Raw genomic sequence first — 19,850 nt, 5'->3', positions numbered from 1 at the left:
GTTTCAACTCTGCGGCCTCATCGCTTGAGACATCCCGAACATGAATAACAGCAACTCATGATCGGGTTTGGCCGCCACACTGACCTTGGCCACACGTGGCAGCAGGCATTGCCCACCGCCTTGGGTCGCACTGAGTACCTGTGTGCGAGGCTGTTCCCAGGCAGCCAGGGCCAGGGCTGTAACCCCTAGCGCCCCGACCAGGAACAAACCTCGTGCTATTTCTAGCTTCATCTGGTTAAACCCTTGATAGCGCTGCCAAACGCCGTCTCGTAAAAGTAGCTGAGTTTTTTCCAGTCGGTATCATTCCACGACGAATGGCGGCGCAATTGCAGCATGTCATGGGAGGCGGCTCGATAAGCGGTCAAACGCTGGCGACATTTTTCAAAGTCCAGCAGTGCCACTTCAACGTTCACCGCATCGCCCTCGCCGGTTACCCGGACGAAGATGTGCTTGATGTACAGGCAACCATGCTGCCAGCGGCCTTTGTGCATACGCGCCAGGGTAGCGGCCAATTCCTCGAGCAAGCGCTCGTGGACCGCCTCGCCATATTGCTCACGGCCACCGGCGGCGTACCAGTTTTCGATTTCATCGAAACCGTCCAGCGAAGCGGTGACCAGCAAGGCTTTCCACTGATGCTCGGGGTCGCGTCGCGCCTCGCAGAACACCAACTCCGGCACCCGTACATCCAGCAAGCGCAGGCCCTTGAGGGCATCACGCTCACGCAACACGGTCGGACGTCCAAACGGATGCAACCAACTGCGGTAGATATGACCCGTCTGGCGTTTGCAATAGAGCAATCGCCCGTTGGGACTGATCACCCGCTGTACGCCACTTTCACCGCCACGCCGACGGTTGGGCTCTTCCACCCACTCACCCTGCTGACGCCAGAAAAAATCAAATCGTTCTTCGGGAGCTATATGACTGCCGACTACGCACTCAACTGCCATCCTGTTACCTCTTACGCAATACATAGACTCGCCACATGGCGTAGAGCGGCATGAAGTCCAGGGATTCCTGAACTCGGAAACCGGCCTGCTCGAATTCTGCCTCGACAGTAGCAGCCGGTAACACAAACCGGTTTTGGTAACCTTCCTGCTCACCTTTCTTACGACGCCGCACCTCGGCGCGCCTGCGCTTCCAGGCCTTGAAATTGCCATCCACCCACAGCGAGATAATCACGCTGTCACGGCTAACCCGCTGAAACTCCCGAAGTATTGTCATCCTGTGCGCCGGGTCACCGATGTGGTGCATCAAGCGCATGCAGAAAATACTGTCGACCGAGTTGTCTGGCAAATCGATATCAAAGGCGGAAGTCTGCAAAGGGCGTACCCGTTTTACCACTTCCGCCGGCTGGGCCGCCGTGGCGACCTTCAGCATCGACGCCGAATTGTCGGCCCCGATGATCACACGATTGGGTTTCTCGGCCAGCAATGGCCAAAAGCGTCCGGCACCACACGGCAAGTCCAACACCAGGCCCGGCTCACCGGCCATGGCCAGCGCACCACGCGCCAGTTGCTCATCGCGCTTGTGGGACAACCGGCGAGCCAGATTGTCCCGATGCTTGAGCAGGTATTGCCGCGCGTGTTGATCGTCGTACTTTTCTGAAAATTCCAACTTGATCGGGGAAGGCATCTTGAGTCTCCGGTAACTGATGCCTACAACCCTAAGCAGCGAACTGTGATCAACAGGTCAACTCGTTGTGAAAAACTTGTCCTGTCCAATCCCATACATTTCAAGACTTTACAGAAACATTCAGTAGCATCGGGCCATCTTCGCCGAAAAGCAGGCGTCGTGCAGCAGCAAATTGACAGACTGAACGGTCAGGTTCTGACTTGACCCAGTTCCACATGAAAACGGCAGCCATTGGGCTCCATGGTACTCAGGGTGACGCTCCAGCCCTGGCTTTCACAGATACGCTGCACCAGTGACAAGCCCAACCCCAGACCCTCGCCGCGCTTCTCGCTGCCACGCACGAACGGCTCGAACATCGCTTCGCGCTTGTCTTCAGGAATGCCCACACCCGTGTCCTCCACCACAAAGCCGCTGGGCTCCAGGGTCAGGCGGATAAACCCTTGCTCGGTGTAATGCAGTGCATTGCGCAACAGATTGCCCATCACCGCATGCAGGAACGTCGTGTTGTAGCGTGTCTCCAGCGGGGTACCTGGGCAGTAGATCAACTCAAGGCCTTTTTGCTCGATGGGCCCGCGCCAGATTCCGAGCAGGTCCTCGGCAACCTGGGTCAGGTTGACCTGGGCCGACATGGCGGCATCGTCATGCTTGGCGCGGGCCAGCATCAGAAAAGTCTGCACCAGTTCGCGCATCTCTTCACAGGCCCGGGCGATGCGCTGGACCTGATTACGCCCGCGCTGATCGATCGCCGGATTCTCCAGCAGCAATTCGCAGGAACTGGCCAACACCATCAAGGGTGTACGCAGTTCATGGCTCACATCGCTGGTAAACAACTGTTCGCGAGACAGCGCCTGGCGCAAGCGACCCAGGGTGGCGTCGAACGCCACCGCCAATTCGCCCACTTCGTCGGCCGCATAATCCGGCGCCAACGGTGGCGCAAGTCCAAGCAACTGGTCGCGATGGCGCACCTGGCGGGCCAGGCGCACCACCGGCGCCATCACCTTGCGCGCCAGCACCCAACCCAGGAACACCGCCAGTGCCAGGCTGAGCACAAAGCCCACCAGCACCACGGCAAACAGCACACGCTCGCGCTCTTCGAAATCGCTTTGGTCCTGCAGCAGCACATAACGCCGGCCATCGATCACTTCGACCATGGCATGGTAGGACAGCGACTCGCGAAACACCTCATGAAAGCCCGGGTCCAGATGCCGCAAATCCTTGGGCAGCTCGAAATCGCCGGGGCCGCCGCTGAAATAGAACAACTGGTCAGGCTCGGGCCGATGTCGCCAGTCTTCCATGCTGTCCATCAACAGCAGACGTTGCAGGTCGCCGCCCAGGCCCGCCGAAATCAACTTCTCTTCCACCAGGTGCACGGTCGCGACAATGCCCATGGCGAAGGCCCCCGCCACCAACGCACTCATCAAGGCAAAGGCGATGATGATCCGCTGGGCAAGGCTTTGCTTAAACTCCATCACGGCCCTCGGCCAGGCGATAACCCACACCGTGTACCGTTTGCAGCAACGGCTTGGCGAAAGGTTTGTCGATCACTTGGCGCAGTTGGTGAACGTGACTGCGCAGGCTGTCGCTGTCCGGGCAATCGTCGCCCCACAAGGCTTCTTCGAGGATTTCCCGACGCAATACGTGCGGGCTTTTCTGCATCAGCACCGCCAGCAACTTCAGGCCGACCGGGTTGAGTTTCAGCAGGCGCCCTTCTCGGGTCACCTCCAGCGTATCCAGGTCATAATTCAGGTCGCCCACTTGCAGGGCACGACGCCCGCCACCTTGGGCACGGCGCAACACCGCTTCGATACGGGCGGCCAGCTCCGACAAGGCGAACGGCTTGAGCAGGTAGTCATCGGCGCCGGACTTGAAGCCCTGCAGCCGGTCGTCCAACTGGTCACGGGCAGTCAGCATGATCACCGGCGTGTCGCGGCGCGCATCTTCGCGCAGGCGTTTGCACAGGGTGTAGCCATCGATGCCAGGCAGCATGATGTCGAGCACGATCAAGTCGTAGTGCTCGGTGGCCGCCAGGTGCAGGCCCGACAGACCGTCCTGCGCACAATCCACTGTGTAGCCTTTGAGCCCCAGGTAATCGGCCAGGTTGGCCAGAATATCGCGGTTGTCTTCAACCAATAAAATTCGCATGGGCAGTGCTCCGTACGCGGTAACAGCCGTGTTGGCTCGCGCAGCTTAAGGCCAAGTGTCGCTCAGGGATAGACCTGCACAGGTCATCGATATAGGTTTTCAACCGATATTTATATTGAACGAGATTTTCACTATAACTTCACAGACTCGCTACGCTAGTGCGTGGAAAATCATCGCCCATTGAAATGAAGATCAACGTGGGAGGGGGCTTTCCCCCGATGAGGATGGGTCAGTTGATAAATGTTTAACTGACCCACCGCGATCGGGGGCAAGCCCCCTCCCACAATGTTTGACCGAGTACACCGGCCCCCTCACCGGTCGGCCAGAAGGCCGAAACAACAAAAAACCCCGCCTGCATCACTGCAGGCGGGGTTTTTCAGTAGCCGGGTGAGGCTGGCTTACATCATGCCGCCCATGCCACCCATGCCGCCCATGTCTGGCATACCGCCGCCGCCTGCGCCTTCAGCCTTTGGCTTCTCAGCGATGGCAGCTTCGGTGGTCAGGATCAGGCCGCCGATGGAAGCAGCTGCCTGCAGTGCGGAACGAGTCACCTTGGTTGGGTCCAGGATGCCCATTTCGATCATGTCGCCGTAGACGCCAGTCGCAGCGTTGTAACCGTAGTTACCTTTGCCGTTCTTGACTTCGTTGACCACAACGCTTGGCTCGTCGCCGGAGTTGGCAGCGATCTGGCGCAGCGGTGCTTCAACGGCACGGCGCAGTACAGCGATACCGACATTCTGGTCAGCGTTGTCGCCGGTCAGATTGGTCAGGGCTTCCAGAGCACGGATCAGCGCAACGCCACCGCCAGGTACCACGCCTTCTTCGACGGCTGCACGGGTAGCGTGCAGGGCGTCTTCAACGCGGGCCTTCTTCTCTTTCATTTCAACTTCGGAACCGGCGCCAACCTTGATCACTGCAACGCCGCCGGACAGTTTGGCCAGACGCTCTTGCAGTTTTTCACGGTCGTAGTCCGAGGAAGTCTCGGCAACCTGGGTACGGATCTGAGCGATACGCGATTCGATGTCACCTTCAACGCCAGCACCGTCAACGATGATGGTGTTTTCCTTGGAGATGGTCACGCGCTTGGCGCTACCCAGGTTTTCCAGGGTGGCGCTTTCCAGGCTCAGGCCGATCTCTTCGGAGATAACGGTACCGCCGGTCAATACGGCGATGTCCTGCAGCATGGCCTTGCGACGGTCGCCGAAGCCTGGAGCCTTGACGGCTGCGACTTTGACGATGCCACGCATGTTGTTCACAACCAGGGTCGCCAGGGCTTCGCCTTCAACGTCTTCGGAAACGATCAGCAGCGGACGGCCGGCTTTGGCAACGGCTTCCAGTACAGGCAGCATTTCGCGGATGTTGGAGATCTTTTTGTCGACCAGCAGGATCAGCGGGCTGTCCAGCTCGGCAACCATGGTGTCCGGCTTGTTGACGAAGTACGGGGACAGGTAGCCACGGTCGAACTGCATGCCTTCTACAACCGACAGTTCGTTTTCCAGGCCCGAGCCTTCTTCAACGGTGATCACGCCTTCCTTGCCGACTTTTTCCATGGCTTGGGCAATGATGTCGCCGATGGAGCTGTCGGAGTTGGCGGAGATGGTGCCTACCTGAGCGATAGCCTTGGTGTCAGCGCATGGCTTGGACAGGTTTTTCAGCTCGGCAACGATCGCGATGGTCGCTTTGTCGATACCGCGCTTGAGGTCCATCGGGTTCATGCCGGCAGCGACGGCTTTGTAGCCTTCGTTGACGATGGCCTGAGCCAGGACGGTAGCGGTGGTGGTGCCGTCGCCGGCGTCATCGTTGGCACGGGAGGCAACGTCTTTGACCAGCTGCGCGCCCATGTTCTCGAAACGGTCTTCCAGTTCGATTTCCTTGGCTACGGAAACGCCATCCTTGGTGATGGTCGGAGCGCCGAAGCTTTTCTCGATGATCACGTTACGGCCTTTCGGGCCCAGGGTCGCTTTTACTGCGTCAGCCAGGACGTTGACACCGGTGAGCATTTTCTTGCGGGCGGAATCGCCGAATTTAACTTCTTTAGCAGCCATGATCGATATTCCTTAAATACTTTGTAGTAACGGGAAAATGAGCGGGAAAATCAGCCTTCCAGTACAGCGAGAATTTCGTTCTCAGCCATTACCAGCAGGTCTTCGCCGTCGACTTTCACAGTGTTGCTGCCGGAGTAAGGGCCGAAAACAACCTTGTCACCCACTTTCACGGCCAGCGCACGTACTTCACCGTTTTCCAGGGTCTTGCCTGGGCCAGCAGCGACGATCACGCCGTGGTTGGCTTTCTCAGCAGCCGAACCTGGCAGGACGATCCCACCGGCGGTTTTCTTTTCTTCTTCGCTGCGACGGATGACGACGCGGTCGTGCAGAGGACGAAGCTTGCTCATTGTCGATCTCTCCTAATTGTGTTTTTCATCGGCCGGTATCAATTCCGGCGGGTTAAATTCCGGCGGTGCCGGTCGCGGCTCGCTGGGCGAACCGCGGAAGTCTGTCTAGTGTCACCACCAGAAACCTTGCGGTGACCGTTACATAAGGGCGCCCAGGCTTATTACAAGGGGCAGCGAACGAATTTTTTTTGTGTGTTGATCAGGAATGAATGCAACACGGCACCCGAAGGTGCCGTGCCGGTGAGGTCTTTATTTGCTGTCGCGGTGTTCGAACTCGCCTTCGATCACATCGCCTTCCCGCCCCAGGGGCTGGCGCGGGGCCGGACCGCCACGGGGTTGCAGGTCTTCGGCAAACGCGCGCTGGCGCATGGCCGCTTCTTCGGCACGCTGGCGCATCTTGCCGGCCAGCAGTTTGCGCGTGACCGGCAGCAGCATCACCAGACCGACCACATCGCTGATAAAGCCCGGCAGGATCAACAGGCCACCGGCCAGGGCCATCATCAGGCCTTCAAGCATGGTCTGGGCGGGCAGCTCACCGCGGTTCAGGCTCTCACGGGCGCGCAGGGCCGTCGCCAGGCCGGCGACGCGCAGCACCAGAACGCCGAGCATCGAGCCGAGAATGATCAGTAACAGTGCCGGGAAAAATCCGATCGCACCGCTGACTTGAACGAATACGAACAGCTCCAGCACCGGGAACAATAGAAAAAGCAACAAAAAAGGGCGCATCAAATGGTTCCTCAACGCAAGAATGCCTTGCTAGTTCACCTTAGATGACGTCGCCTTTTCGTGAATTCAAGCGCGAACGTCTGATTTTTTCGGCCAGGTCTGCGCGTGAGCCAATGAAACCAGGGCTTCGCGTACTTGTGTCGGTGTGTTGCAAGACTCGGCAAACGGCAACCAGTGCAGGGACTGGCCAATGCGCAGGTGCATGCCTTCGCTGTCGATGCCGGCCAGTTGCGCAGTCTCGGTCGCCGGTATACCGGCGAGGTCGACGTAATGGGCGATGGCCTTGGCGTGATCGCTGTTCATGTGTTCGATCATGCTGCGCTCGGCCTTGCCCGCGAACGGATTGGCCAGGGTCAGTTGATCGACCCAGTGGATCGCGCCAAACCCACCGATATAACGGTGGCGCACCGGTTTGAGCACCCAGAAATCGAAATCGTGGGCCTGGTGGTAATTGGCCGAGTCAGGGAAGTAGCGGTAGTAGCGCTCGGCAGCGGCTTCGATGCTGGCGGCGTCTTCCAGCTTTTCGGCTTGCGCCAGGTAGGTCAGGCGCCCGACGGCCTGCACATCGTCGGCTTCGCGCTCACCGACCAGCAACGAACACTTGGGGTCGTTCTGTAAATTGTGCGTGTGCTGGGCGATGCGACTGATCAGGATCAGCGGCTGGCCGTGCGCGTCGAGGCAGTACGGCACGACCGAACCGAAGGGGAAACCGGGCATGGCTTTGGACAGTGTGGCCAAGGCCCCACGGTATTCCTTGAGCAACAGCTCTCGGGCGTTCCTGGCAACGTGCGCGCTCACTGTATGACTCCTGGGTTGTTTCGCCGCCCATGGCATATGGGAATGGATCTCAACACAAGGTAATCAATATCCATGCAGGTTGCCAGCGTGTCGCTTTACCAGGCCACACCAAAACCTGCGGTGTAGCGGGTCTTGCTCAAGCTGCTGTCGGAGTCGCCGCTGATGACATCGCGTTCAGCCTTGAGATTGAGCGACGCCCACTCGGTGACTTTGTAGCGCAGGCCCATCTCGGCATCCAGGGAATAGTCGGCCGGACCGTCCAGCGGCTTGCCCAGCTCGCCGTTGGTGAAGAACTCAACGGTCTTGCCCACCAGGTAGCGGTTGTAGTTCCACTTCATGGCCAGGGAGTAGAAGTTGTCCTTGCCGCCATCGGCGTATTCGTAATCGGTGCGGTTGACCAGCGAGCCGAGGGAGAACGCGCCGAGTTCATCGTCCCAGAACTGATAGCCAGGGCCCGTACCGACGGTGCGTTGACGTGCCAGGTCTTCGACCTTGTCACGCTTGTAGGTCAGACGACCCTGCCAGAACCAGTGCTCGGTGATAAAGCGGTCCAGGTCGTATTCCAACGCCCAGTTGTCGGTGGTGGTGACGTCGTCCTGGAACTCGCGGTTGTATTCGCCCTTACCCGTGTGGCGCCACTGGCCGTGACGGGCTGAAGTCTTGAAGTCGATGTCGTAGTCGTTGGTGTCTTTGTCGGCGCGCTTGTAGTCCAGCGCCAGGTCGATGTTGCCCTTCCATACCAGATCTTCGATCACAGGCTTGGGCTTGAGGATCTGCTGGATGCTGGCCAAGTCCACAGTCTTGGGCGCTTCGCCATTGGCCAGCACGACTTTGCCATCCTCTGCAGGCTTGAGGGACTTGGCCTTTTCGCCGTCGTAGGCGTCCTGCTTGACCAGCAACTCCTGATCGCTCTCCAGGGTTTTCACCTGCTTCCAGTCCACCGGGATCGCCCCGCCGTAGCTGGTCTGGATCAGCAGCTTGCCGCCGTCGAAGACTTTTATCTTGCCGGTCAGGCGGTCACCGTTTTTCAACCAGACGGTATCGGCGAGCAGGGGCGTGGAAGCACTGAGGACAGCGAGGCACAGCAGGGTTCTGGACAACATAAGCGGATACGGGGCTCGGGGTTGGCGAAAAGAAGAGGCTATCGTGTTAGATAGCCTGAACTGACTCAACTATTTATATTGAGTTCCATGCTCGACGCCAAGCTTACAGACGTTTCTCACAAAAACACCGATGTTCTCAACGGACAGCCTCGCAGTGAATGAACCCGCCGACACCCCGCAAAACCCCGCCGAAATGCGCCGCACCGCACTTTACCTGACGTTGTCGCAGGTGCCTGAAGGCTGCGTGGTCAGTTACGGCGAGTTGGCGCACCTGGCAGGCTTGGGGCGCGCCGCGCGCTGGGTCGGACGCACCTTGAGCCAGCTCCCCGCAGATACCCGATTGCCCTGGCACCGTGTGCTGGGTGCCGGTGGTCGGATAAGCCTGCCGCTGGGCAGTGCATCCGGTGACGAGCAACGTGCGCGTTTACGCAGCGAAGGCGTCACTATCCTGAACAATCGTGTTGATATTCAGCGCCATGGCTGGCGTCCGGTAGAGCACAGCGGTTAGAGTGCGCGCTTTGTTTCCGCAAATCTGAGGCAGACTCCAGCCCATGCCCCGTAAAACCTGGCGCGCCGCGCTCGCCGCCTATGCCAGCCCCTCGACGTTAGTGCTGTTGTTGCTCGGTTTCGCTGCCGGCCTGCCTTATATGTTGGTGTTCTCGACGCTTTCCGTGTGGTTGCGCGAAGCAGGCGTTGCCCGCGAGACCATCGGTTATGCAAGCCTGATCGGGCTGGCCTACGCCTTCAAATGGGTCTGGTCGCCGCTGCTCGACCAATGGCGCCTGCCATTGCTCGGAAAACTCGGGCGCCGGCGTTCCTGGCTGGTGCTCTCCCAGTCGCTGGTGATCCTCGGATTGATCGGCATGGGCTTTTGTGACCCGCAAAAACACTTGTCCTGGTTGATCGCTATTGCCGTCGTCGTTGCATTCGCGTCGGCCACCCAGGACATCGCCGTCGATGCCTACCGCCTGGAAATCGCTGACGACAACCGCCAGGCCGCCCTGGCCGCCAGTTATATGTCCGGTTATCGCATCGCCGCCCTGCTGGCCACGGCCGGTGCGCTGTTCTTTGCAGAGGGCTTCGGTTCCACCGGTTTCAACTATAAACATTCGGCCTGGACCGGCACCTATGTGCTGTTCGGCGTGTTGATGGTCCCGGCGCTGCTCACCACCTTGTTCATGCGCGAACCCAACGTGCCGCTGCGCACCCAGTTGCAGGCCGGGCGCTACAGCTTCGCGCATCAGCTGGTGTCGGTGTTCGTGCTGATCGTGCTGCTGGTGTCCGTGCCGGCGATGTTTACCCAGCTGTACAACACTGACTTCGCCAGCGTGCTGTTCGAGGGCGTGAGCCTGTGGGAATTGTTGATGGAAGACCGCGCATTCCTGCGCGCCATCCTCTATATCCTGCTGACTGCGATGTGTCTCTCCGCCATGGGCCGGCGCGGCCTGGCGCCGGTGCTGACGCCGGTCAACGACTTTATCCTGCGCTACCGCTGGCAGGCGTTGCTGCTGCTCGGGTTGATCGCCTCCTATCGCATGTCCGACACCGTCATGGGCGTGATGGCCAACGTGTTCTATATCGACCAGGGTTTCACCAAGGACCAGATTGCCGGGGTCAGCAAGATCTTCGGCCTGATCATGACCCTGATCGGCGCCGGTATGGGTGGCCTGTTGATCGTGCGGTTCGGTATCCTGCCGATCCTGTTCATCGGCGGCGTGGCCTCGGCCGGCACCAATCTGTTGTTCGTGATGCTCGCCGACATGGGCCCCGACCTGCAGATGCTGATTGTCACCATTTCCCTGGATAACTTCAGCTCGGGCCTGGCCACATCGGCGTTTGTCGCCTACCTGTCGAGCCTGACCAACCTCAAGTTCTCCGCCACCCAATACGCCCTGCTCAGCTCGATCATGCTGTTGCTGCCGCGCCTGATCGGCGGGTATTCGGGGGTGATGGTGGAGAAGTTCGGCTATCACAACTTCTTCATGATCACCTGCCTGCTGGGGGTGCCGACGCTGTTCCTGATTGCGCTGCACTGGTTCCAGGAAAACCGGCGCGCCCGGTTGAATCCACCTGCAGAAGACTGAAATGTGGGAGGGGGCTTGCCCCCGATTGCGGTGGGACAGCTGAGTATCTCGTCGCTCAAACACCGCTATCGGGGGCAAGCCCCCTCCCACATTTGGATCTTCTACAGTCAGTCAGATCCCCCGCAATGTCACGCCTGTACTCCAGCAGCAACCGCCCGTACAATCCCAAGTCATTTCAAGTCCAAGCAACCGACAACGGCCTACCATGCGTACCAGTCAATATTTGCTCGCCACACAGAAAGAAACGCCTTCCGACGCGGTTGTGATCAGCCATCAGCTGATGCTGCGCGCCGGCATGATCCGCAAACTGGCCTCGGGCCTGTACACCTGGCTGCCCATGGGCTTGAAGGTGATGCGCAAGGTCGAAGCCATCGTTCGTGAAGAAATGAACGCCGCCGGCTCTCTGGAAGTGTTGATGCCGAGCACCCAACCGGCTGAACTGTGGCAGGAATCCGGACGCTGGGAAGAGTACGGCCCCGAGCTGCTGCGCTTCAAGGACCGTCATGGCCGCGATTTCTGCGCCGGCCCGACCCACGAAGAAGTCATTACCGACCTGATGCGCAATGAGTTGAGCAGCTATAAACAACTGCCGCTGAACCTGTATCAGATCCAGACCAAATTCCGTGATGAGATCCGCCCACGCTTCGGTTTGATGCGCGGCCGTGAATTCATCATGAAGGACGCCTATTCGTTCCACGCCGACCAGGCGTCGTTGCAGGCGACCTACGACCGCATGCACCAGGCCTACTGCAATATCTTCACGCGCCTGGGCCTGAAATTCCGCCCGGTTGAGGCGGACAACGGCTCCATCGGCGGTGCCGGCTCCCACGAGTTCCACGTGCTGGCCGAATCCGGCGAAGACGACATTGCGTTCAGCAATGGTTCGGACTACGCGGCGAACGTCGAAAAAGCCGAAGCCGTACCACGTGAAACCTCGCGCCCGGCGCCGGCTGAAGAGCTGCGCCTGGTCGATACCCCGGACACCAAGACCATCGCGGCCCTGGTGGAAAAATTCAATCTGCCGATTGAAAAGACCATCAAGACCCTGATCGTGCGTGCCGAAGAAGAAGGCAAGCTGATCGCCCTGGTGATCCGTGGCGACCACGAGCTCAACGAAATCAAGGCGGCCCAGCAGCCTGGCGTGGCAAGTCCGCTGGCCATGGCCACCGATGCCGAACTGCGCGACGCCATTGGCGCCGGCGCCGGCTCCCTCGGCCCGCTGAACCTGCCGCTGCCGATCATCATCGACCGTTCCGTCGAGCTGATGAGCGACTTCGGTATCGGCGCCAACATCGACGACAAGCACTACTTCGGCGTGAACTGGGAGCGCGACCTGCCGGTGCCGACCGTGGCCGACCTGCGCAACGTCGTGGCCGGCGACCCGAGCCCGGATGGCAAGGGCACCCTGGAGATCAAGCGCGGCATCGAAGTCGGGCACATCTTCCAGCTGGGCAACAAGTACAGCAAGGCGATGAAGTGCGAAGTACTGGGCGAGAACGGCAAGCCGATCACCCTGGACATGGGCTGCTACGGCATTGGCGTTTCCCGTGTGGTCGCCGCTGCCATCGAGCAGAACAACGACGAGAAAGGCATTATCTGGAGCGACGCGCTGGCGCCGTTCCAGGTTGCGCTGGTGCCGTTGCGCTATGAAACCGAGCAAGTACGCGAAGCCACCGACAAACTGTATGCCGAACTGACGGCCGCCGGTTTTGAAGTGCTGCTCGATGACCGGGACAAGAAAACCAGCCCGGGCATCAAGTTCGCCGACATGGAGCTGATTGGCATCCCGCACCGGATCGTGGTCAGTGACCGCGGCCTGGCCGATGGCAATCTGGAATACAAGAGCCGGACCGAAGCCGAGGCCCAACCGTTGCCGGTGGCTGACGTGCTGTCTTTCCTTCAGGCGCGTATTCGTCGCTGAAAACCAGATCAAGAGAAGTCATGTTCAAGCGAAACACCAGAGCCCTGGGGGGCGCCGCCTTGTGCGGCGCCCTGCTGGTCAGCGGCTGCGCCAACCAGATGTCGCAACGCAGTGAGCACGAGGAGCGGGTCGAGCGCAAGTTGCTCGACCACAGCCTGCAGATCGATGTGGGTGAGCCCAAAGTGCTGGAGCTGCCGCAACGTCGGGTTCGGATTCACGAGCAAAAGACTTTCGAGGTCACCGAATTCGAAGTCACAAGGCGTTACGACCGCTACACGCCCTACCAGCCCTGGCGCAAACTCTATGAGATGCCACTGGGTGCCGTTGCGTTGGTGGCCGGCGCGGGGGCCAATGTGGCGAATATCTTCGCCCTCGGCAACCTGCCTGCCAGCATGACGCACGATTGGCTGAGCTACGGCGTGGACGGCATCAACCCGTTCATGAACGTGCAATCCCACGGTCGTGCGCAGCAGAACCTCGCGGCTATCGATGAAGTGCAGCGTGACAAGCGCCTGGAATATTCGAGCCTGCCCTGGAGCGAACGCCCGGTACAGGTCACCGCCGGCAAACAGACCCATGAACTGACCACTGACCGCGACGGCGTCCTGCGCCTGAACCTGTTGGACAGTCCGTTTGCCGAGCAGGACCTGAACCGCGTCACCACCTTGAAGATCAGCGTGGAAGACGGCCAGGACGATGTGCACACGGATTCGACCCTGGCGATCAGCAACACCCTGCGCGGCAAATTGCTGGAAGCCCATGGCCTGATCTATGACGATTTGGAAGACGACGAAGTCAACCAGTGGGTGCACCGGGTCAAGCGCCTCTCGGAGCTGGGCCTGGAAGAAGAAGCCAGCGAGCTTGAGCAAAGCCTGATTGAACTGACGCGCAACGATCCGGAATTGCAGCAGGAGTTTTTGCAGGCACTGGCCAAGGATGCGGGGCGACTCGTCGCAGATCCTGGCCCACGCTGAGTTTTCAGACCGTTCCAAGATCCAAATGTGGGAGGGGGCTTGCCCCCGATTGCAGTGTGTCAGTCAGTACATCTGACACTGACACCCCGCTATCGGGGGCAAGCCCCCTCCCACATTTGGATCTCTCACATTTTTTAATCCCGGGTTCTACCAGGGGTTCTACCAGGGGTTCTACCAGGACAACTCGAGCTGTTCGTTGCCGCTGCTCAAATCCAGCAACCTCACCCCGATCCCCAACAATCGCACTGGTTTCCCACCACGGTTGAACGCCTGGGTCATCAGCTGTTCATAACTCTGCAGATCCCGACCTGCCCCGGCCTGCTCCAGGGTGGTCTGGGTGAAGTCATGGAACTTGACCTTCACGAACGGCTTGCCTGCCCGGTAGCTGCTGTCGATACGCGCCATGCGCCCAGCCAGGGTTTCCATCAACTCAGGCAGCTTGGCCAGACAGCTGGAAAGATCCGGCAAGTCCACATCGTAGGTATTTTCGACACTGATAGATTGCCGCCGACTGTCGTTCTGCACCACGCGGTCATCGATCCCACGGGCAAGGCTCCAGAGACGCTCCCCGAAACTGCCGAATTCGCGCACCAGCGCCAGCTTGTTCCACTCACGCAATTGCAGGCAATCCTCAATGCCCAGGCGCGCCAGCTTGTCGGCGGTGACCTTGCCCACTCCATGCAATTTACTCACCCGCAACTGCGAGACAAAATCTTCGATCTGGTCCGGGGTAATCACAAACAGGCCGTTGGGTTTCTTCCAATCGCTGGCGATCTTGGCCAGAAACTTGTTGGGCGCCACGCCGGCAGACACGGTGATGTGCAACTGATTGGACACACGCCGGCGAATGTCCTGGGCGATGCGCGTGGCACTGCCGCCAAAATGCGGGCTGTCGGAGACGTCGAGGTAGGCTTCATCCAGCGACAACGGCTCGATCAGGTCGGTGTAGTCGCGAAAGATCGTCTGGATTTCCTTCGACGCTTCTTTATAGGCATCCATACGCGGCTTGACGATCGTCAGGTCCGGGCACAGCTTCAACGCGTGACGCGATGACATCGCCGAGCGCACCCCGTAAGCCCGCGCTTCGTAATTGCACGTAGCGATCACCCCCCGCCGATCTGCCGAGCCACCGACAGCCAAGGGTTTTTGCGCCAGGCTCGGGTCGTCGCGCATCTCGATGGCGGCGTAGAAGCAATCACAGTCGACGTGGATGATTTTGCGCTGCGTCATATAAACGGGATGTGAATCAACGGGTGGCCAGTATCGCATTCACCCCTGTATATAGCACCAGTAGTTTGAATCTTCCGCCTGAGCGGTAGGAAATATCCCAGATGAATTGGTTTTCTCAATCGAATTCGACCTTCCAATAGAGCTGAAAGCCCTGGCCTGACTGGCCCCGCGCCCTCCGCAAGCCTGCCTTGGAGAGCTAACCAATTGAACCGCAAGCGCTTTTGTTCGATTTCAGGGTTGACACACTCGCGTTCCTCTGTAGAATGCCGACACACAGACGCGGGATGGAGCAGTCTGGTAGCTCGTCGGGCTCATAACCCGAAGGTCGTCGGTTCAAATCCGGCTCCCGCAACCAAACATCAAAAAAGGCTACTCGAAAGAGTGGCCTTTTTTGTGCGCGCCTGTTTTTACCCCTCCCCTTACATGGGCGGTGCCAAGGCATTGATTTTGAATAAAACCCACTTATTTGAGCCATTGCAGCATTAACGGTTGACACCTCGGCGCTGGACTGTAGAATGCCGCCCACAGACGCGGGATGGAGCAGTCTGGTAGCTCGTCGGGCTCATAACCCGAAGGTCGTCGGTTCAAATCCGGCTCCCGCAACCAAACATCAAAAAAGGCTACTCGAAAGAGTGGCCTTTTTTGTATCCGGTGAAAAAGTTCTTCTGAAACAATGGCATGGCATCTTTCATGAAACCGTAGACGGTTTGCAGAGTCCATCTCATTGCACGCTATGCTCAATGCTCAAGCACTACCCTCTACGACCAATGGCCGCAGTCGCCGCACTCGGTGATCCGCGTTAATATTTGTAATTATTTTGTCCATAGGGATTGGTAACTTGGCTGGATACCCCCATCCTGTCGCGCACAATCCACGAGGTGATTGATGCGCGCCAACTCGTCTGAACCACAAGACACTGTCACAGCGGAACAACCGATCCCTCCCACCCGATTGCGTTGGTTGGATCTGTTGAGCAAATACCGTCAGCCCATCGGCCTGGCCGTGACCTTGCTGCTGTTTGCCATTGCTCTGATCGCCTGCCGACATCTGTTGTTGGAACTCGATCTCTACGCCCTCCACGACTCGATCCTGGAAGTCCCCAAGCCTGCCTTGCTCGGCGCGTTTGCGGCGGCGGTGGCCGGTTTCATCATTCTGTTGGGCTACGAATTTTCCGGCGCACGTTATGCCGGCGTGAAACTGCCCGCCAAGACCCTGGCACTGGGGGGCTTCACCGCCTTTGCCATCGGCAACGCCATTGGCTTGTCGATGCTCTCGGGCGGCTCGGTGCGCTACCGTCTCTATGCACGCCACGGCATCGGTGCTTCGGAAGTCGCGCACATGACCGTGTTCGCCAGCCTGGCGCTGGGCTGCGCGCTTCCCCCCCTGGCCGCTTTGGCCACACTGAGCAACCTGCCGGCGGCATCGACCTACCTGCATTTATCGCAAAGCCTGCTGGGCGGTGTTGCCGGTGCTGTACTGCTGTTGTCGGCCATGCTGTGCATCGGCATCTATCGCCGTCGCCTGCCGGAACAACCCTACCCGGATAACCTGCTGGTCAAGGCCGGGCGCCGCACCCTGCGCCTGCCTGGCCGGCGCTTGACGTTCCTGCAGTTGATCATCACCGCACTGGATGTCGCTGCCGCCGCCACCGTCCTTTATCTGCTGCTGCCGGAAGCGCCACCCTTCGGCCCGTTCCTGCTGGTGTACCTGCTGGCCCTGGCCGCCGGCGTACTCAGCCACGTACCGGGTGGCGTGGGGGTGTTCGAAGCGATCCTGCTGGCGGCCTTCGCCGACAAACTCGGCGCGGCGCCACTGGCCGCCGCCCTGCTGCTGTACCGGATGATCTACGTGGTATTGCCGCTGCTGATCGCCTGTATCTTCCTGCTGGTCAACGAGGCCCAGCGCCTGTTCCAGACCCAGCAGAGCCTGCGCGTCGCCTCCGGCCTTGCGGCACCGGTGCTGGCCGTACTGGTTTTTTTGTCCGGCGTGGTCCTGCTGTTTTCCGGCGCCACGCCGGAGATCGATTCACGCCTGGAAAACATCGGCTTCCTGATTCCCCACCGCCTGATTGACGCGTCGCACTTCGGTGCCAGCCTGATCGGCGTGCTGTGCCTGCTGCTGGCCCAAGGCTTGCGTCGACGTCTGTCGGCGGCCTGGATGCTGACCATGGTGCTGCTGCTGGTAGGCGCCCTGCTCTCGTTGCTCAAGGGCTTCGACTGGGAAGAAGCCAGCCTGATGACCATGACCGCCGTGCTGCTGGCGATCTTCCGACGCTCGTTCTACCGCGCCAGCCGCTTGACCGAACTGCCCTTCTCACCGCTGTACCTGGTGGCCAGCGTGTGCGTGCTGGGCGCGTCGATCTGGCTGCTGCTGTTCGCCTATCAGGACGTGCCCTACAGTCATCAACTGTGGTGGCAGTTCACCCTCGATGCCAACGCCCCACGCGGCTTGCGTTCGTTGCTGGGTGCCGCCGTCCTGCTGGTGATCGTGTCGCTGACCTGGCTGCTGCGTACCGCACGCCCGGTCATCCATCTGCCGACCCCGGACGAACTCGAGCGCGCCTCCAAAATCCTGATGGCCTCCTCGCAACCCGACGGCGGCCTGGCGCTGACCGGCGACAAGGCGTTGCTGTTCCACCCTAATGATGAAGCCTTCCTGATGTATGCCCGTCGAGGGCGCAGCCTGGTGGCCTTGTATGATCCGATCGGGCCGACCCAGCCGCGCGCCGAGATGATCTGGCAGTTCCGCGACCTGTGCGACATTCACCACGCACGGCCGGTGTTCTATCAAGTGCGCGCCGAGAACCTGCCGTACTACATGGATATCGGACTCACCGCGATCAAGCTGGGCGAAGAGGCCCGCGTCGACCTGAAACGCTTTGACCTGGAAGCCAAGGGCAAGGAAATGAAGGATTTGCGCTACACCTGGAACCGTGGCACCCGCGACGGTCTGTCCCTGGAGATCTGCGAGCCGGGCACGGCGCCGATGGATGAATTAAAAGTTATCTCGGACGCCTGGCTAACCGGTAAGAATGTGCGCGAAAAGGGCTTCTCCCTGGGCCGCTTCAGCGACGACTACCTCAAGCACTTCCGTATCGCGATCATTCGCTTCGAAGGGCGCCCGGTGGCCTTCGCCAACCTGCTCGAGACGTACAACCATGACCTGGCCAGTCTCGACCTGATGCGCGCCCACCCGGACGCACCGAAGCTGACCATGGAGTTCATGATGGTCGGTCTGATTCAACATTATAAGAGTCACGGCTACGCCCGCTTCAGCCTCGGCATGGTGCCGTTGTCGGGCCTGCAACCCCGGCGTGGCGCGCCACTGACCCAACGCTTGGGCTCGATGGTGTTCCGCCGTGGCGAGCAACTGTATAACTTCCAAGGTTTGCGCCGCTTCAAAGACAAGTTCCAGCCTGACTGGGAACCCCGTTACATGGCCGTGCCCGCAGGACTTGATCCGCTGGTGGCACTGGCCGATACCGCCGCCCTGATCGCGGGCGGCTTGACTGGATTGGTGAAACGCTGATGATTCGACGCTCCTGGCGGTATGTATTGGCTGTTGTGGTGCTGCTCGCGCTGATCCTGGGCGGCGGTTACTGGTACTGGAACCGCCCTGCTCCACAGCCGACCCTGGAGCAAATGCCCCAGGCCGATGGCTCGGTGATGACCCGCGTCAGCCCTGCCGGCGCGGTGAAGGCCCGCGTGGCAGTGGCCGTGATGGCCGACGAAACCCTCACCGACAGCCAACTGATCGCCCTCAGCCAGGGTGGCTCGGCGCAGCTCGTTCAGGTGATTCTGCCCAAGGATGACTGCAAGCTGCAGGCGCAAGCGCTGCAGAGCGCCCTGGCCCAGCTTAAAGGCCCGGCGACCCTGGTCAGCGGCATTGGCCCTGGCGCAGCGCTCGCCTGGCGCTGGCTGGCCACACAGAACGACGACAAGGCCAACGCCATTTCCGTCGGCTTTGCCCTGAAACAGGAAGGCTGCAACGACCCGCTGCCGAAAACCGCCGCCCATGGCAACTGGCTGGTGGCCTGGAATGACAACCCTGACGATGAAAGCGCCAGCTTCGTTCGTGACACACCGCGTGCCACCACCAGCATCAGCGACTACGACATTCATTACCCGCAAGTGCTGAACAACGAGCTGCGCAAGCAACTGGTAGGTTCGGACAACGGCGGCCTGGCGATTCCAGTGGTGGAAGTGCCGGCCGGTCAGGCCAAGGACACCGTGACCCTGTTCCTCTCCGGTGACGGCGGCTGGCGTGACCTGGACCGCGACGTGGCCGGCGAAATGGCGAAGATCGGCTACCCGGTGGTCGGCATCGACACCCTGCGCTACTACTGGCAGCACAAAACCCCGGAACAAAGCGCCAAGGACCTTACCGAACTGATGCAGCACTACCGGCAGAAATGGGGCACCAAGCGCTTCGTGCTGACCGGTTACTCGTTCGGCGCCGACGTCCTGCCGGCCATCTACAACCGTATGCCGGCAAACGAACAGCAACGCGTCGACGCGATCATTCTGCTGGCCTTCGCCCGCACCGGCAGTTTTGAGATTGAAGTGGAAGGCTGGCTGGGCAACGCCGGCAAAGAAGCCGCGACCGGCCCGGAAATGGCCAAGCTGCCCCCCGAAAAAGTGGTGTGCATCTATGGCGCGGAAGAAGTCGACGAGAGTGGCTGCACCGACAAGACTGCCGTGGGCGAAGCCATGAAGCTGCCGGGCGGGCATCACTTCGATGAGAACTATCCGGCGCTGGCCAAGCGGTTGGTGGATATCATCGTGAAACACCAGGCCAAAGCCGAGTAATCCCAGGCTATACACAAAACTAAATGTGGGAGGGGGCTTG

The 19,850-nt window shown here is 59.9% G+C and carries 17 protein-coding genes and 2 tRNA genes; 8 read left to right on the top strand and 11 right to left on the bottom strand.

Annotated elements, in window-relative coordinates:
• Positions 1–3 precede the first annotated feature (3 nt).
• The 10 genes from CIB54_RS10485 to CIB54_RS10440 form a co-directional block, all read right to left on the bottom strand.
• Positions 4–231, bottom strand: a complete 228-nt coding sequence (locus tag CIB54_RS10485; RefSeq protein ID WP_101219734.1) for a hypothetical protein — start codon at positions 229–231, stop codon at positions 4–6.
• Positions 228–947: a lipopolysaccharide kinase InaA family protein gene (locus CIB54_RS10480; RefSeq protein ID WP_065951322.1), complete on the bottom strand. Its 720-nt coding sequence runs from the start codon at positions 945–947 to the stop codon at positions 228–230. The genes CIB54_RS10485 and CIB54_RS10480 overlap by 4 nt, the downstream gene beginning before the upstream one ends.
• A 4-nt stretch (positions 948–951) precedes the next feature.
• Entirely contained in the window at positions 952–1,632 is a 681-nt protein-coding gene (locus CIB54_RS10475; RefSeq protein WP_065951321.1) for a class I SAM-dependent methyltransferase, read from the bottom strand.
• Positions 1,633–1,820: 188 nt separating this feature from the next.
• Complete coding sequence (locus tag CIB54_RS10470; protein ID WP_065951320.1) at positions 1,821–3,101, bottom strand: sensor histidine kinase; 1,281 nt, start codon at positions 3,099–3,101, stop codon at positions 1,821–1,823.
• Entirely contained in the window at positions 3,091–3,774 is a 684-nt protein-coding gene (gene colR / locus CIB54_RS10465) for a two-component system response regulator ColR (RefSeq protein ID WP_003208587.1), read from the bottom strand. Before colR ends, CIB54_RS10470 begins: the two co-directional genes overlap by 11 nt.
• 398 nt (positions 3,775–4,172) lie before the next feature.
• Positions 4,173–5,819, bottom strand: coding sequence for a chaperonin GroEL (groL, locus tag CIB54_RS10460; RefSeq protein ID WP_065951319.1), 1,647 nt, complete (start codon positions 5,817–5,819; stop codon positions 4,173–4,175).
• Between the two features lie 50 nt (positions 5,820–5,869).
• On the bottom strand, positions 5,870–6,166 hold the full coding sequence (locus tag CIB54_RS10455; protein ID WP_017846112.1) for a co-chaperone GroES: 297 nt from the start codon (positions 6,164–6,166) through the stop codon (positions 5,870–5,872).
• A gap of 249 nt (positions 6,167–6,415) precedes the next feature.
• Complete coding sequence (locus tag CIB54_RS10450; RefSeq protein ID WP_065951318.1) at positions 6,416–6,892, bottom strand: FxsA family protein; 477 nt, start codon at positions 6,890–6,892, stop codon at positions 6,416–6,418.
• A 66-nt stretch (positions 6,893–6,958) separates the two neighbouring features.
• Positions 6,959–7,690, bottom strand: a complete 732-nt coding sequence (locus CIB54_RS10445) for a HugZ family pyridoxamine 5'-phosphate oxidase (protein WP_101219733.1) — start codon at positions 7,688–7,690, stop codon at positions 6,959–6,961.
• A gap of 95 nt (positions 7,691–7,785) precedes the next feature.
• A complete protein-coding gene (locus CIB54_RS10440; protein ID WP_065951316.1) occupies positions 7,786–8,793 on the bottom strand; it encodes a DUF481 domain-containing protein in 1,008 nt (335 codons plus the stop codon).
• Positions 8,794–8,923: 130 nt separating this feature from the next.
• Here CIB54_RS10440 and CIB54_RS10435 point away from each other — a divergent pair, with 130 nt between their 5' ends.
• The 4 genes from CIB54_RS10435 to CIB54_RS10420 all read left to right on the top strand — a co-directional run bounded on the left by CIB54_RS10435 (position 8,924) and on the right by CIB54_RS10420 (position 13,772).
• Complete coding sequence (locus CIB54_RS10435; protein WP_065951315.1) at positions 8,924–9,301, top strand: MGMT family protein; 378 nt, start codon at positions 8,924–8,926, stop codon at positions 9,299–9,301.
• A 43-nt stretch (positions 9,302–9,344) separates the two neighbouring features.
• Entirely contained in the window at positions 9,345–10,877 is a 1,533-nt protein-coding gene (locus CIB54_RS10430) for an AmpG family muropeptide MFS transporter (RefSeq protein ID WP_065951314.1), read from the top strand.
• A 205-nt stretch (positions 10,878–11,082) separates the two neighbouring features.
• Positions 11,083–12,798, top strand: coding sequence for a proline--tRNA ligase (locus CIB54_RS10425; RefSeq protein WP_101219731.1), 1,716 nt, complete (start codon positions 11,083–11,085; stop codon positions 12,796–12,798).
• Between the two features lie 20 nt (positions 12,799–12,818).
• On the top strand, positions 12,819–13,772 hold the full coding sequence (locus tag CIB54_RS10420; RefSeq protein ID WP_065951312.1) for a hypothetical protein: 954 nt from the start codon (positions 12,819–12,821) through the stop codon (positions 13,770–13,772).
• Positions 13,773–13,943: 171 nt separating this feature from the next.
• On the opposite strand, the gene dinB is transcribed toward CIB54_RS10420, so the two are convergent.
• Positions 13,944–15,002: a DNA polymerase IV gene (gene dinB / locus CIB54_RS10415; RefSeq protein ID WP_065951311.1), complete on the bottom strand. Its 1,059-nt coding sequence runs from the start codon at positions 15,000–15,002 to the stop codon at positions 13,944–13,946.
• Positions 15,003–15,280: 278 nt separating this feature from the next.
• On the opposite strand from dinB, the gene CIB54_RS10410 reads away from it, so the two are divergent.
• The 4 genes from CIB54_RS10410 to CIB54_RS10395 all read left to right on the top strand — a co-directional run bounded on the left by CIB54_RS10410 (position 15,281) and on the right by CIB54_RS10395 (position 19,810).
• Positions 15,281–15,357: transfer RNA gene (locus CIB54_RS10410), tRNA-Met, on the top strand.
• 174 nt (positions 15,358–15,531) lie between these two features.
• A tRNA-Met gene (locus CIB54_RS10405) sits at positions 15,532–15,608 on the top strand.
• A 279-nt stretch (positions 15,609–15,887) separates the two neighbouring features.
• Positions 15,888–18,530 carry a bifunctional lysylphosphatidylglycerol flippase/synthetase MprF gene (mprF, locus tag CIB54_RS10400; RefSeq protein ID WP_065951310.1) on the top strand — a complete coding sequence of 881 codons (2,643 nt, stop codon included), beginning with the start codon at positions 15,888–15,890 and terminating at the stop codon, positions 18,528–18,530.
• Complete coding sequence (locus CIB54_RS10395; protein WP_101219730.1) at positions 18,530–19,810, top strand: virulence factor family protein; 1,281 nt, start codon at positions 18,530–18,532, stop codon at positions 19,808–19,810. Before mprF ends, CIB54_RS10395 begins: the two co-directional genes overlap by 1 nt.
• Positions 19,811–19,850: the final 40 nt, after the last annotated feature.

Origin of the sequence: Pseudomonas fluorescens (assembly GCF_002837185.1) — a bacterium.
GTDB classification, from domain to species: Bacteria; Pseudomonadota; Gammaproteobacteria; order Pseudomonadales; family Pseudomonadaceae; genus Aquipseudomonas; species Aquipseudomonas fluorescens_AM.
Note: the sequence above shows the minus strand (reverse complement) of the source record. Positions and strands in the feature narration are given on the sequence as shown.